This window comes from Paracoccus gahaiensis (assembly GCF_005048225.1).
Classification (GTDB): domain Bacteria; phylum Pseudomonadota; class Alphaproteobacteria; order Rhodobacterales; family Rhodobacteraceae; genus Paracoccus; species Paracoccus gahaiensis.
Genome location: NZ_SUNI01000003.1, coordinates 304,408 through 318,036, shown reverse-complemented (window position 1 = coordinate 318,036; position 13,629 = coordinate 304,408). Strand labels below are relative to the sequence as shown.

12 protein-coding genes, 1 tRNA gene and 1 pseudogene are annotated in these 13,629 nt (G+C 65.9%); 9 read left to right on the top strand and 5 right to left on the bottom strand.

Annotation, left to right across the window (positions count from 1 at the left end; genetic code table 11):
- Nucleotides 1–481, top strand: a 481-nt coding sequence (locus FA743_RS06255) for an integrase core domain-containing protein (protein WP_246054850.1), incomplete at its 5' end; no start/stop codon positions are given.
- Nucleotides 482–1,146: 665 nt separating this feature from the next.
- Here the strand turns inward: FA743_RS06255 and FA743_RS06250 are convergent.
- The 3 genes from FA743_RS06250 to FA743_RS06240 all read right to left on the bottom strand — a co-directional run bounded on the left by FA743_RS06250 (nucleotide 1,147) and on the right by FA743_RS06240 (nucleotide 4,655).
- Nucleotides 1,147–2,814: a mechanosensitive ion channel family protein gene (locus FA743_RS06250; protein ID WP_136885003.1), complete on the bottom strand. Its 1,668-nt coding sequence runs from the start codon at nucleotides 2,812–2,814 to the stop codon at nucleotides 1,147–1,149.
- Between the two features lie 227 nt (nucleotides 2,815–3,041).
- Nucleotides 3,042–3,548 (bottom strand): hypothetical protein, encoded by a 507-nt coding sequence (locus FA743_RS06245; protein WP_136885002.1) that lies wholly within the window; start codon nucleotides 3,546–3,548, stop codon nucleotides 3,042–3,044.
- A gap of 108 nt (nucleotides 3,549–3,656) precedes the next feature.
- Nucleotides 3,657–4,655: a PRC-barrel domain-containing protein gene (locus tag FA743_RS06240; RefSeq protein WP_169308784.1), complete on the bottom strand. Its 999-nt coding sequence runs from the start codon at nucleotides 4,653–4,655 to the stop codon at nucleotides 3,657–3,659.
- A gap of 400 nt (nucleotides 4,656–5,055) precedes the next feature.
- On the opposite strand from FA743_RS06240, the pseudogene FA743_RS20895 reads away from it, so the two are divergent.
- The 4 genes and pseudogenes from FA743_RS20895 to FA743_RS06230 form a co-directional block, all read left to right on the top strand.
- Nucleotides 5,056–5,151: pseudogene (locus FA743_RS20895) on the top strand (IS5/IS1182 family transposase); the annotation flags it as partial.
- A gap of 187 nt (nucleotides 5,152–5,338) precedes the next feature.
- On the top strand, nucleotides 5,339–5,479 hold the full coding sequence (locus FA743_RS06235; protein WP_136885000.1) for a Hint domain-containing protein: 141 nt from the start codon (nucleotides 5,339–5,341) through the stop codon (nucleotides 5,477–5,479).
- A 444-nt stretch (nucleotides 5,480–5,923) separates the two neighbouring features.
- A complete protein-coding gene (locus FA743_RS20240; RefSeq protein WP_169308783.1) occupies nucleotides 5,924–6,100 on the top strand; it encodes a hypothetical protein in 177 nt (58 codons plus the stop codon).
- Between the two features lie 530 nt (nucleotides 6,101–6,630).
- A complete protein-coding gene (locus tag FA743_RS06230) occupies nucleotides 6,631–9,312 on the top strand; it encodes a calcium-binding protein (protein WP_136884999.1) in 2,682 nt (893 codons plus the stop codon).
- Nucleotides 9,313–9,540: 228 nt separating this feature from the next.
- Here the strand turns inward: FA743_RS06230 and FA743_RS06225 are convergent.
- Nucleotides 9,541–9,615 (bottom strand) — tRNA-Glu (locus FA743_RS06225).
- Nucleotides 9,616–9,727: 112 nt separating this feature from the next.
- The gene (locus tag FA743_RS06220; protein WP_169308782.1) at nucleotides 9,728–10,657 is read right to left on the bottom strand and encodes an AEC family transporter; all 930 of its coding nucleotides are present in this window, start codon (nucleotides 10,655–10,657) and stop codon (nucleotides 9,728–9,730) included.
- A 69-nt stretch (nucleotides 10,658–10,726) separates the two neighbouring features.
- On the opposite strand from FA743_RS06220, the gene gatC reads away from it, so the two are divergent.
- The 4 genes from gatC to FA743_RS06200 are packed head-to-tail and all read left to right on the top strand — an operon-like array spanning nucleotide 10,727 to nucleotide 13,597.
- Nucleotides 10,727–11,014: an Asp-tRNA(Asn)/Glu-tRNA(Gln) amidotransferase subunit GatC gene (gatC, locus tag FA743_RS06215; RefSeq protein ID WP_136884997.1), complete on the top strand. Its 288-nt coding sequence runs from the start codon at nucleotides 10,727–10,729 to the stop codon at nucleotides 11,012–11,014.
- Complete coding sequence (gene gatA, locus FA743_RS06210; protein WP_136884996.1) at nucleotides 11,011–12,495, top strand: Asp-tRNA(Asn)/Glu-tRNA(Gln) amidotransferase subunit GatA; 1,485 nt, start codon at nucleotides 11,011–11,013, stop codon at nucleotides 12,493–12,495. The genes gatC and gatA overlap by 4 nt, the downstream gene beginning before the upstream one ends.
- 29 nt (nucleotides 12,496–12,524) lie before the next feature.
- Nucleotides 12,525–12,875: a hypothetical protein gene (locus tag FA743_RS06205; protein WP_136884995.1), complete on the top strand. Its 351-nt coding sequence runs from the start codon at nucleotides 12,525–12,527 to the stop codon at nucleotides 12,873–12,875.
- Between the two features lie 5 nt (nucleotides 12,876–12,880).
- Nucleotides 12,881–13,597, top strand: a complete 717-nt coding sequence (locus FA743_RS06200) for an N-acetylmuramoyl-L-alanine amidase (protein WP_136884994.1) — start codon at nucleotides 12,881–12,883, stop codon at nucleotides 13,595–13,597.
- Nucleotides 13,598–13,629 lie beyond the last annotated feature (32 nt).

The window sequence follows — 13,629 nt, the reverse complement described above, 5'->3', positions numbered from 1 at the left end:
GGTTCGCAAAACCACCATAGAGACCCGCGACCCGGTTATGGCCGGCCGCTGCGCAATTTTTGGGGCTGCGCAGGCGGACATAACCTTCAACAGCGCGTCATTCCCAACATGCTACGGCAAGGAGTTCACCGATCGTCTGTTCGGCCTTCGCCGCCGGGGGCCCACCGGCAACCACGATTTTGACCGCCTCCGCGCCGATCTCGGCATCGAGCATCGCCTGGCCCCGCCCATGCACCCGCAGACCAACGGCATGGTCGAACGCTTCAACGGCCGGATCGAGGACGTCCTGCAAAGCCACCGCTTCCGCAGCGGCGAGGATCTGGAACAGACCATCCTGCGCTATGTCCGGCTCTACAACGGTCAGCTTCCGCAATCGGTGCTGAAGGGCCGAACGCCCATCGATGCGCTCAAGGACTGGCAGAAACAAAGGCCGGACCTGTTCAGGAAGCGGCCTTATAATCACGCGGGATGTGACACCTAAGTCCTGTCCTGGAAAGATTTGGCTTTCCGGTCGACCGGGATCTTTATTTTCGCTTAAAGACTTTTTCACTTCGGCCTGTCGATCATCCGTTCAGGGCGCGGGAGTTCGGAGCCAGGATCGAACCCATGAATCCAGCTATCTGAAACCAGAAACAGTTCCTTATGCGCCCCATTCCGGATGATCGCGTAAATCTTCGCCGGACCGCGTTCTTTGTGGCAGGATCGATCCTGGGCGAGTTTCAGGATGGGAGGCGAGGATGCGGACCTCTCTTCACAACCAGGCAACGAAGCCCCCGAAGATCCAGGCAAGCACCGATCCGGCCTGACGGGTGGCGGAGCCTTGGCATCTTGGAGCAGGCCGTCTGCGAGGTGGCGGAGCAGGGACAGCATCCATGACCGAAGCCCCGTGGCGTGCAGGCCCACGCGGGCGCAGGAGGCTGTGGCAGTGGCGCTGCGCAAGTTCCTGCTGCTGCCGCCGGATGACCTCCGGTCGGTGGTGCGGGAGTGCCGACGGGCCGAACGCCCATCGATGCGCTCAAGGCCTGGCGGAACCAAAGGTCGGAGGTCTTGGGCAAAAAGACCGGATCATCACGCAGGATGTGACAGATCGCTTGCGGGACCGAGAAGGCCCGGCGACCGGGATCTTGCGCGGGGCCCGGGCCATGGTCACCTGCTCCATTCCGCAAGCGCCGGAGAGGCAAAGACGCGGTTGCCTGTGTCCTCGTCAAGCTGGGCCGCGCGGGCGATCAAGCGTTCCCGGACGGCGCAGGCCACCTCCCATGACGTGTTCGGATCGGCGCAGGGGACGCTGAACCAGACTTCGATCCCGAAAACGTCCTGATCGGCCACGGAGACGCTCGAGCCCTCGAGGTCCCCCATGTTCTCTCCGATGTCCAGCGCAGCCACTTCTCTCAGCGCACCGTCAAAGGCCTTGCGCAACGCGTCGATGTCGGCATGCGGGTCCAGTTTCAGCTTGATGACACGCAGCATCGACGGATCCTGCAGCGTCCAGTTCGAGAACGTTTCCGACACGAACTCCCTGACGGGGACGATCAGGCGCGTGCTGTCCCAGTTGCGCAGCTGGACGAAGGTCATGTTGATCCGCTCGACATGGCACAGCTCGCCCTGATAGACGACCCGGTCTCCGACGCGCGCCGAGTGGTTCATGGCGATCTGCAACGAGGCCATGATGTTGCTGAGCACGTCACGCGCGGCGTAGCCCAAGAGCAGGGTGATCGCCCCGGCAGAGGCCAGAAGGGACACACCGAGGTTTCCCGGCAGATTGGCAGAGGACAGCACGATTCCGACGCCGATCAGGAAGACGACGACGACAAGGATGCGTCTGGCTGCGTTCAGGCGCGTCGCCAATGTGCGGGCCTCGGCCTGCTTCGCCAGGGTCAGATCGACATCCTCGCCCGGTGCGACCAAGCCGTTCAGCAGCGCTTCGATGCTGCTGACGATGAACAGAAGCAGCGCCGTGACGAAGCCCGCGGCGATGGCGGGGGCAAGAAACACGTCGATGCGCCCCGAGAACACGAAGACGTTGCCGGTGACCCACCAGACAAGTCCGGTCACGCTGGCGATGATGAGGGGCATCGACGAGGCCGCGAGGATGCCTGTCGTCACCTCCCCCCGGGCATGGTGTCTGGCAAACTGAAGCAGACGATGGATGATCCGGCCCAGCAGGATCGACACGAGGACCAGCACGGGAAGGCCGATCCATTCCCATCGCATCAGCCCGCCGGCGGTCTTTTTCGTCAGCACCGAAGGCAGCGCCGTCTCGAACCGTGACGGCCCGTATCTGTCGTGCAATGCGGGGATATCCCGGACCGTCTCGACAGGGAAAACCCAGACAGGCTCGTCCATGCCTTCGGCCAGGATGCGGTTCAGGCGAATTTCAGCAGGCACGAGGTCCAGGCTGAGGTCGCGCAGCAGAAGCGAGCGGCGGGGCTCGCCGGCCATCGCATCGCTGTCGCTGCCCTGCGTGTGCAGACCGTCGGGACGATCCAGCAAGGCCGACCAGTCCAGCACGACCTTCCGTTCGATGATCTCGTAGAGGTCATGCGCAAGCTCGGGCCCCTCGGTCGCCTGCCGGGCGGGCGACAGCCCTCCCAGGTCGAGCACATGCGCTGCGGCGTCCCAATCCTCGTCATCCGCGGCCCGCAGGAAGCTTGCCATCGCGGCGCGCGGAGTCTCTCGGTTGATCCGTTCGGGAGCAGGACCCAAAGCTGTATTCAACGGCGGTGTCTCGAAACTGCTGTCCTGCGCCAGGAGTGGCAGCGTTCCCAAGCCGGTCGAGAGCCAGATGAAGATCAGAAGAATCGTTTTTTTCATTCAGCTTGCTCGTCGTTGGATTGGAGGGATCGCCCTGCCGCAGGAGTGTCTCGCGTTCAGACCCGAAAGGGCAGATGCGGACCCGGAGGTCAGTCATCTGCCTTTTGGAAGCGGCAGGCCTATTTTTGCACCGGCTGTGACGCGAGGCCAACTATAAAGGTCCCGGCGCAATCGCGCCGGGACCTTCGGTCCGTCCAGATGCCGCGCGGGCACCCGATGACCATGGATCAGTTGGCAGGCGTCGTTGCCGGCTCTTCAAGCGGGACGGTCGTGGTGTCCGTCTCGGCTTCGACAGGCGCCGGGGCCGGCACGTCGGTGGGCTCTTCGATCTCGACGGTGACGCTTTCCTGACCATCAGTCTCGCCGATGTCAGTGCTTGCCTCGGGGGTCGGCGCCACTGGTGCAGCCGGCTCTTCGACCGGGACAGGCGCCTCGGAGGCATCCGGATCAGCCATGTCGGTTTCCGGCACGACAGGCTCGGCCACCGGATCCTCGTCGGTCACCACCGGTGCCGGCGCCGCGTCGGAAGTCGCCTCGGTCGTCTCGTCCATGGTCTCCGTCTCGTCATCACCGCTGAACATGGGAACGATGAAGAAGAAGATGACCAGAAGAGCCACGACCCCGATGATGATCGGGACAACCTTGGACTTCTTTTCCTCTGGTTTGCTCTGATGGCCGGCAGTCGCGTGACGGTCGGCGGGATCGTTGGGGTCGTGAAGGGGCGGTTGGGCCATGGGGCGGGTATCCTTGTTCAAAACGGCAAAAGGCGGTCAATCACCTCGACGCGAGAGACCGCCTGAGACAGGTGGCGGCTGCGGGAACCCGCAGCCGCCTTGTCCCGATCAGTTCACGCCTTCGTATTCCGGCATGTCCTCGATCTCGGCCGAGGGTGCGGCGATGTAGCCGCGTAGGTCCTCGCCTTCGACCGCCTGCTGGAACGACACGTCGTCCATGGTGAAGGCGACGTCGCGCTCGCCCATACCCAGCATGCCGCCCACGCCCACGATGACCTGTTCGATCTGGCCGTCGGTGGTCATGACCAGGTCGTTGACCTGCCCGATGACTTCATCATCGGCCGAATAGATGTCGACGCCCTCGACGGTTTCCGCCGTCAGCATCGTGACGTCTGCGGCCTCATAGCCTTCGCGCATCTCCATCGCGCCCATCTCGGCGCCGGTCACGTCGACGGCAGGCTCTTCCTGGTTCACGTCGACATTGGCCTCGCCGCCATCCTGGATCTCGACATTCGGCTCGGGAGCGGCGGCAATGTTGACATCTGCCTCGCCACCTTCCTGGATATCGACCTGCGGCTCTTCGCTGGTCAGGTTGACTTGGGCTTCTTCCGCCGCATCGACGTCCACATCGGCTTCCGCCTCACGGACATTGACCTCGGCTTCGGCATCGCTCACGACGATGTTTGGCTCGGGGGCAACGTAGTTCACGACCGGCTCCGGGGTGTCGACCATGACGCGCGGCTCGCCCTCGACCACCTCGACGGTGGGATCGGCCATCCGGACGCCGACGATCGGCTGCGGAATGTCGACGGTGACGGTGGGCGGGGCCTGGGTCACGGTGATCGTGGGCGCGCATTGCTCGACGGTCACCTGCGGGGGGGCCTGCTGCACGGAAACGGTGGGCTCGGGCTGCTCCACGTTCACTTCGGGGGCCGACTGCGACACGTTAACGTCGGGGGCGGGGACTTCGACATCGACCTGCGGTTCGGCCTGATCGACGACCACTTCGCCGCCGGCAACGGGCGCCGTGGTCGCCGCATCCTGAGCCATGGCCGTGCTTGCGAAGATGGCGGTGGCAGCAACGCTACCCATGAGTTTGATAAGCATATGGCTGTATCCTTTCAGCATTGAATTGAAGTCTTCGATGCCGCTCCAACACAAGTCGGTGTGATTTGTTTCGAAACCCGGGGTTAAAAAATTTGAAGACAGGCCGCTGGATTATATAAATGCAGATGATGCAAGCGCATGCCATGAGCAATATATGGCCCAATATTCGAGGCAAGTCAGAGGACTATCGCGCGGGCAACCTTTATCAATGGAACATCTTCACGCGGGGCCTGAAAGCTTGAGGTCTAAATAGTTATCTTTATAAATGAGCATCTTGATTTGTCGAATGGCGCGTCAACCCTAAATATTTATTCATGAGACCGAAGTCCGTCGCCTCTCCACGGTTCAACTGGGCCCATTCATCAGTTCTGCGCGATGCTTCTGGCGAGTGAAGCGCGGATGGTACGACGCATTGAGGGCCGATGCGCCAGCGAAGACCCTCGATGATCACAGGAAGCGTTGGAGCGACCACGGGGTCTTCGCCCGCATCATGATCTGGAGGGCCCCATCGAGTGGTCCATGTCGAAGGTCAGTGCATCGTCGGCCCTTGGTCCCTTGATACGAAGGCTTCCCGTGCCGGCGGGCGGTCTTTCAGCAAGCTGCGCGGCCCGACGGCGTTTGCGTCACGTCGCCACCGTTTTCGGGGTCAGGGCGAAACGGTATTTCACGGTCCGAGCACCACCATGTACCGAACCTTCGAGGAGATCTGCGCCATCTGCGTCACCACCGGCACGCGGATCGATACGCCGCCCGGACAGGTTGCCGTCGAGGCGTTGCGCGTCGGCGATCTGGTGGCGACCCGCAGGGGCGCCCTGCCCCTGTGAATGTCGACCGTTCACCGACCAGCCGTCGAAGCATCGGCCTGATGGGCGACGGGCCTTTGCGGGGGGCTGATCGAAGATCGAAGAGACGCCGCCCGCGCGTTTCCGTCGGACGCTGCGCAAGGGCTTTCCCGTCTGCAGAGGCCCGGTCTGCACGGCCTCATGCCGACGCGCGAACAAATCCGATCAGACGACCCTGGATTGCAACCTTGAGACGAAACCCATTTCAAACGCCTGATTGATTGCGGCGCTTGCATCGCGAAATGGCGCGGATCTGCGGGCGTGACGGACTCCCCCGGACCCCGAGCCTTTGCTGCGGTCGAGCGCCTGTCTGACCTGGCCATTCATGGGCCTTCGACCGGCGAACCTGTTCGAAAAGTCAGGTTCGAACGCACTAAACCGTAGGGTATGCATAGATGTGTTTATTTCCCCAGTAAGAGGTTTCCCGTGCAGCCATTGAATGACCAGCGAAATCTGCGCGCCTGTGTTTCGGCAGATGACCTGAAGCTGATCCTCTCGGCCGTTGGCGCCTATGCGCATAACCGAGAATATCGCGAATTGATCGAGCGCCTGGAAACAAAGGCCGCAAATCTGGGCATCGTCCAGATGCGCAAGACCAAGTGATCCCCCAGGGAACCGCGTCGGCAGTCTAACATTCAGACCGCTGGCCGTCCTCAGGCATGGGCGGTCGTTCCGGCTGCCGGATTCGGTTTCCGCCCCTCCCTGTCCTGAACCATGCTGCCGCATCCAGCGTCCCGGGGATCTTCCCTCCGGGACGCTGTTCGTTTTGAAGCATCCGCCGGCGTGACGGCGCCGAGCGCAGCGCCGCTTCGGCAGGTCTCCGCCGGAACCGCAGCCATGGGCACCTTTCGCTGTGGCACCGCGAAAAATCTCCGGGACGCGGTTAATCAATTTTTAACATTATAACTTTAAAACAAATTGTTATCAGGCGCTTCTCGCCTTCGAGGAGTCATCGTCCTATGACAAGACAGCCTGGACATCCCTCTCTCCACGCACATTATATGCGTGTTCTGACTGTATCATTTTCAACTCATGGTTGTAGAATCGGTTCCGCCCCCCTGCCGAACACGACGGTTTACTGATAGCCCTCGCCCGGCAGACGCAGACACATCATCGTGACAGGAAGACAGCGCATGGGCGACACGACCAACCTGAACATCATCAATCTGCAGGTCGAGGCGCGCGATCAGATGGCCGCCGACAGGGCGAATGGCAGCTACGAGGCCAATCTTCGCGCCGACAGCAAATACTACCTCTGGCAGAGTGAGTTCCAGACGGTCCCGGTCGGCATGCACGGCAGCCCCGAGCTTTATGCGGCGGGATTGCGGGACTCCCTTCCGCTGGTCACGACCCTGCGCATTCCCTTCAACCTTCACAGCTTCGACGCCCAAGGTAACCTAGACCCCGAGTTCGAACGCTTCCTCAGCGCGGCCGCCAAGGAGGGGTTCACCTTCATCTTCGGCCAGTTCGAAGGGACTGCCCAAAGCCTCGGTGTGAGAGGCCCCAACCAGATCGGACAGGCGCGCGACACCCTGTCGGGGCCGGTCTATGACAAGATGGAGGCCGCCTGGACCGACATGCTGAACTGGCTTGACCGGAACCCCGATGTCGACCGGGCGGTGTATGGGCTGGAGGTGGTGAACGAACCCGCCGCCTACAATCAGGCCACCTTCCTGGCCGAGGCCCGCTGGCCCGCCCTGCAGGAATTCGTGACGCTTTATGCCGAACACATGGTCGACCTGGGCCAGATGATCGCCGATCGGTCAGATGCCAAGGTCCTGGTGGGCGGCTGGAACTATTCCGGTCAGTTCGCGGAGCTCGAGCGCGTCCAGATGGGCGATGTCACGGCACTCGACTACATCCGCGACGGTCTGGGCGATGATCTGGTCTGGTCGGCCCATTGGTACCCGGGCTGGAACGAGACCAAGGGCATGTCCGACCCCGATCAGGTCCGCGCGGTGCTGGAGACGGTCTTCCGGCCGATCCTGGGCGATGCGGTCATCCTGACCGAGACGAACGCGCCGGGCAACTCCGCCTACAATCTGCGCCACGAGAATGCCGAGGTGCGCGGGCTGACCGCCACGTACGAATGGTTCGCCGACAATGGCATTTCGACGGCTTGGTTCACCGGCAGCCAGTATGGCGCCTCGGTCCTGTCGCGCATGGATGCCGACGGGACCCTGCGCTTCGTGCAGCAGGCCAGCTACGCCGCCGCCCATGACGCGATGACCCTGGGCCACCAGGACCCTGCCCATGCGGCGGGCGAACTGGTCCGCCCCACCCTGATCGAGGGATGGCTGCGCAACCAGACCAGCGACCCCGATTATGACTCCCGCAATCCTTTTGATGCAGCGCGCTCCCTGGGGCTGGCCGCCGGGCATGGCGGCAATGACACGCTGATGGGCCATGCCGAGGCCAACAACTTCCTCTATGGCGGCACCGGCAATGACCGGGTGATCGGCAACGCGCTTGACGATTTCCTCTATGGCCAGGACGGCAATGACGTCGTCGATGGCGGCGGCGGCGGCCATGACCATCTGTTCGGCGGGCGCGGCAACGACACGCTGATCGCAGGCAAGGACGTCACCCAGATGCAGGGCGGGGCGGGGGCCGACAGCTTCGTGCTGCATCCGCAGGGCAAGGCGATCATCGTCGACTTCAATCCCTCTGCTGGCGACAGCTTCAGCATCGACGGGCTGTCCCTGACCCGGGCCCAGTTCATCAGCAATGCCCGCAGCGTGAACTGGGACAATCACGGGGCCCGCGACATGATCGTGACCCTGCCGGACGGCGGCTCGATCACCTTCGTGGGCATGGGCGAGCGGATCCAGGAGGTGGCAGGCGCCCTGCGCGCGCCCCAGGCCCTGCCCGACCGGCCCCAGCCCCAGCCCGCCCCGCAGCAGCCGCAGCCCGAACCCCAGCCGGTACCGCAGCAGCCCGCGCCGCTGCCCCAGACCCCCACCCTGCCCGAACAGAGCGGCAGCATCGGCGACAACCGCGCGAACCTGATCCGGGGCGACTGGAAGGACGACGTGCTTGCCGGCAACGGCGGCAATGACGTCCTTTACGGGAATGGCGGCAACGACCGGCTGTCCGGGGACAGTGGGAACGACACGCTGCACGGCGGACAGGGCAACGACCTGCTGTCCGGCGGCCTGGGCGACGACCTGCTTCACGGGGCAGTCGGCAACGACACGCTGGACGGCGACGACGGGAACGACAGGCTGCACGGGGGTCAGGGCAATGATCTGTTGCGCGGCGGAAATGGCAATGACCTGCTGTTCGGCGAGGCGGGCAACGACACCCTGTCGGGCGGCACCGGCAACGACACCCTGTCGGGCGGTGGCGGGAACGACCTGCTGCGTGGCGATGCCGGCAACGATATCCTGCGCGGCGATACCGGGAACGACACGCTGGAGGGCGGTGCCGGGGCCGACACGCTCTATGGGGGGCAAGGCAAAGACCTGCTTCTGGGCGGCAGCGGCAACGATCGGCTGCAGGGCGATGGCGGCGACGATCGCCTGGATGGCGGCACGGGCCGGGATCTGGCCTATGGCGGTGCCGGGGCCGACACCTTCGTCTTCGCCAGCAGCGGTCGCGGGAACATGCTGACCGTGACGGATTTCCGGACCGGCCAAGGCGACATGCTGGAGATCGAGGGCAGCCTTCTGGGCAGCTCCGTCTCGATCGAGGCTCTGGCGCAGCGCACCACCATCAGCCGCGACGGCACGCTGATCGAGTTCGACCAGGGCAGCAGCATCCTGCTGCAGGATCACTACCAGCGGCTGACCGCAGATAGCGTGGACTTCATCTAGCAGGTCGCAGCGCGATATGGGGGTGATCGAATGCGATCATCCCCGCATCGCGAGATATCAGCTTTCGTCTGACGTGAGGCGGCCGTTCATGGACGCATGTCCCGCCCTCGGCGCCGGGCTGCGCGACCGCACTTTTCCAGATGACCGGGGCCTTGAGATCACGCAAGACAAGCCACCGGGGACAGGCGCAGCCTGTGCGGCACTTTCGTCTTGATCAGGGGAAGGAAGTGGCAGCCCGTAGGGGAGTCGAACCCCTCTTTTCAGGTTGAAAACCTGACGTCCTAACCGATAGACGAACGGGCCACTTTTCCGCGCTGCCAGTCTTCCCGGCGGCGTGAGGCGGTGTTTAGGGAAAGCTGCCGGGGGCTGCAAGCCAAAATTCCTGCGAAAGACGAAAAAACCTGCGCCGACCCGGTCAGGCCCCGAAAAACCCAGCCAGGACAAGCCACAGGGGCAGGCTCAGCGCCGCCAGCACCGTCTGCCAGGTGAAGATCGCGGCGTAGAAATCCGCGTCGCCGCCCATCTGCCGCGCCAGGATATAGCCCACGGGCGCCCCGGGCGCCGCCGTCGCCAGAAGGCCCGAGGCCAGTTGGCCGGCAGGAAGGCCCAATGCCAGCGCCGCACCCAGGAAGATCACCGGGCACAGCGCCAGCCGCAGCCAGACCCCCAGCCACAAGGCGGGATCGCGCTGCCAGAGGCGCGCCGGATCGATCCCCGCGCCCACCGCCAGCAGGCCGACGGCCAGCGCCCCCTGCCCCAGCCAGTCCAGCGGCGCCAGCAGCGAGGCGGGCAGCACCACCCCCGACAGGTTCAGCGCCAGACCCGCCGCGCAGGACAGCACCATCGGGTTGCGCCCGATCTCGGCCCCGATGCGGCGCAGGGCTCCCGAGGGGCGCGGCCCGTCCGACAGCAGCGTCAGGGCCACGATGGCCGAGATGTTGAAGGCCGGGATCAGGAAGGCGAAGGCCACCGCAAGATCGCCAAGTGCTGCCGCACCGAAGGCCTGGGCCGCCACCGCCAGGATCAGCAGCGAGTTGAACCGCAGCGCGCCCTGGAACAGCGAGCTGGCGCGCGGCCCCGCCTCGCCCCGGCGCCGCGCCCAGATCAGCGCCAGCGCCCCGGTCAGCGCGAAGGCCAGCGCCAGCGCCCCCAGATAGGGACCAAGCCGCCCGATCGACAGGTCCGACCGATAGATCGAGGTCAGCAGGATCGCGGGGAACAGCACGCGATAGCCCAGCTGCTCGATGCCCGGCCAGCTGGTGGCGCCGATCAACCCGCCCCTCCGCGCCAGATGGCCCAGCAGGACCAGCGCGATCACCGGCAGGATCGACAAAGCGGCGTGCATGGGCACCTCCCTGCGGCTTGCGGCCTTTCGCGCGGGGTTGTAGACCCGCCCGCAACGAAAGGAAACGTCATGTCGATCACCGAGGATCAGGCCCGCAAGGTCGCGCATCTGGCGCGCATCGCGGTCGATGAGGACGCCCTGCCGGCCCTGGCGCGCGAGCTGGACAGCATCCTGCAGTTCATGGACCAGCTGAACGAGGTCGATGTCGAGGGCATCGAGCCGATGACCGGCGTCACCCCGATGCGCCTGAAGCGGCGCGAGGACGTGGTGAGTTCGGGCGGCATGGCCGACCGGATCCTGTCCAACGCGCCCGACGCGCGCGAGGGCTTCTTTGCCGTGCCGAAGGTGGTGGAATGACCGATCCGAACCGACTGACCATTGCCGATGCGCGCGACGCCCTTGCGCGCGGCGATCTGACCGCCGTCGAGCTGACCGAGGCCTGCCTGACCGCCATCGAGGGCGCCGGCACGCTGAACGCCTTCGTCCACCACACCCCCGACATGGCGCGCCAGATGGCCTCCGCCGCCGATGCGCGGCTGAAGGCCGGCGACGCGGCGCCGATGACCGGCATTCCGGTGGGCATCAAGGACGTGTTCTGCGTGAAGGGCGTGCCCTCCCAAGCGGGCAGCCGCATCCTGCAGGGCTTCGTGCCGGAATACGAGTCGACCGTGACGCGGAACCTGTGGACCGCGGGCGCGGTGATGCTGGGCAAGCTGAACCAGGACGAGTTCGCCATGGGCTCGACCAATGAATCGAGCTGCTACGGCCCGGCGGTGAACCCTTGGCGGGGCGCGGGCGGCGTGCAGCTGACGCCGGGCGGCAGCTCGGGCGGCTCGGCGGCGGCGGTGGCCGCCGATCTGTGCTTGGGCGCGACCGGCACCGATACGGGCGGGTCGATCCGCCAGCCCGCCGCCTTCACGGGCACGGTGGGGCTGAAGCCCACCTATGGCCGGGTCAGCCGGTGGGGGGTGATCGCCTATGCCTCCAGCCTGGATCAGGCCGGGCCGATGACGCGGACCGTGCGCGATGCCGCGATCATGCTGGGCGCGATGGCATCCGCCGACCCGCAGGACAGCACCTGCGCCGACCTGCCGGTGCCGGATTTCGAGGCCGCGCTGACTGGCGACATCCGCGGCAAGCGGATCGGCATCCCGCGCGAGTACCGGATGGAGGGCATGCCCGACGCCATCGACGCGCTGTGGCGCGAGGGGGCCGACATGCTGCGCGATGCCGGCGCCGAGATCGTCGACATCAGCCTGCCGCATACGAAATACGCCCTGCCCGCCTATTACGTCATCGCCCCGGCCGAGGCCTCCTCGAACCTCGCGCGCTATGACGGGGTGCGCTACGGGCACCGCGCCAGCCTGGGCGCGGGCGAGGGCATCACCCGGATGTACGAGAAGACCCGCGCCGAGGGCTTCGGAGCGGAAGTGCAGCGACGCGTGATGATCGGCACCTATGTGCTGTCGGCAGGCTTCTACGACGCCTATTACAACCGCGCCCGCCGCGTGCGCGCGCTGATCAAGCGCGATTTCGACCGGGCCTTTGCCGAGGGGATCGATTCGATCCTGGCCCCCGCCACCCCCTCGGCGGCCTTCCCGCTCGGCTCGGTGGACAAGGGCGATCCGGTGCAGATGTACCTGAACGACGTCTTCACCGTGACGCTGAACCTGGCGGGCCTGCCCGGCATCTCGGTCCCGGTGGGGCAGGATGCGCAGGGCCTGCCGCTTGGCCTGCAGCTGTTCGGCCGCCCCTTCGAGGAAGGCGCGCTGCTCAACCAGGCCGCCGTTCTGGAACGGGCGGCGGGATTTGTGGCCAAGCCGGATCGCTGGTGGTAACGTCACGCGAACGGCATGTCGGAGGCAGGATGCGCAGTGCTTTGGTGATGGTGGTGCTGGCGCTGGCCGGTTGCGGGGAACATCGGGGCTGGAACCCGAATTACGGGTTCGGCGAGGACCCCTACGGCCAGTACAAGACGGCGCGCGAGGTCACGCTGATGACCGGCGGCACCACCCGTCAGGGCATCCCGGTCGCCCTGCCCGCCCTGTCGCCGACCCCGGCCCAGATCGCCGGGCGCGACCCGGTCCTGCCGCCCCCCACCGCCGGCATCCGGCAGGTGCCGGTCAGCGGCGAGACGCAGGCGCCCCCCCGCCTGCCCGCCCTGCGCCCGGCCCCGGCCCTGCCCGTGGCGACCGCCCCTTCGGCCACGACCCCCTGAGAGCCATGCCCGGGACGACGGGCCTCAGCCCCAATCACGGCGACCGGCGCGGCCATCGCCCGTCGCTGATCGTCCTCCATTATACCGGCATGGCGGATGCGGCCTCGGCCCGCGCCCGGCTCTGCGAACCCGCGGCCGAGGTCAGTGCCCATTGGCTGATCGCCGAGGATGGCACGACCGAGGCCCTGGTCTGCGAGACCCGCCGCGCCTGGCACGCGGGCGCGGGCGGGTGGCAGGGCGCGGATGACCTGAACAGCCGGTCCATCGGGATCGAACTGGCCAATCCCGGCGACCGCCCCTTTCCCACCCCCCAGATGGCCGCGCTGCGGACCCTGCTGCACGCCATCATGGCCCGCTGGCAGATCCCCCCCTCAGGCGTCATCGCCCATTCCGACCTCGCCCCGGGCCGCAAGATCGATCCCGGCCCCCGCTTCGATTGGGAGGGGCTCGCCCGCGACGGCCTCGCGGTCTTCGCCCGCCTCGCGCTTTCCGACCGCGACCTGCCTCCGGGCCCGCCTTTGCCCGCGCTGCTCGATGCCCTGGGCTATCCCGCCACCGACGACCCCGCCCTGCGGCTGCACGCCTTCCGGCTGCGCCACAGCCCCTGGGCCCAAGGCCCCGAGACCCCCGACGACCGCCGCCTTGCCCTTCGCCTCCTGCAGCGGTCCGAAAATATCCCGGGGGAGTCGCCCTTGGGCGACGGGGGCAGCGCCCCCTCTTGACGCCCACCCCCCGCCCCGCCATACGGAGCGCG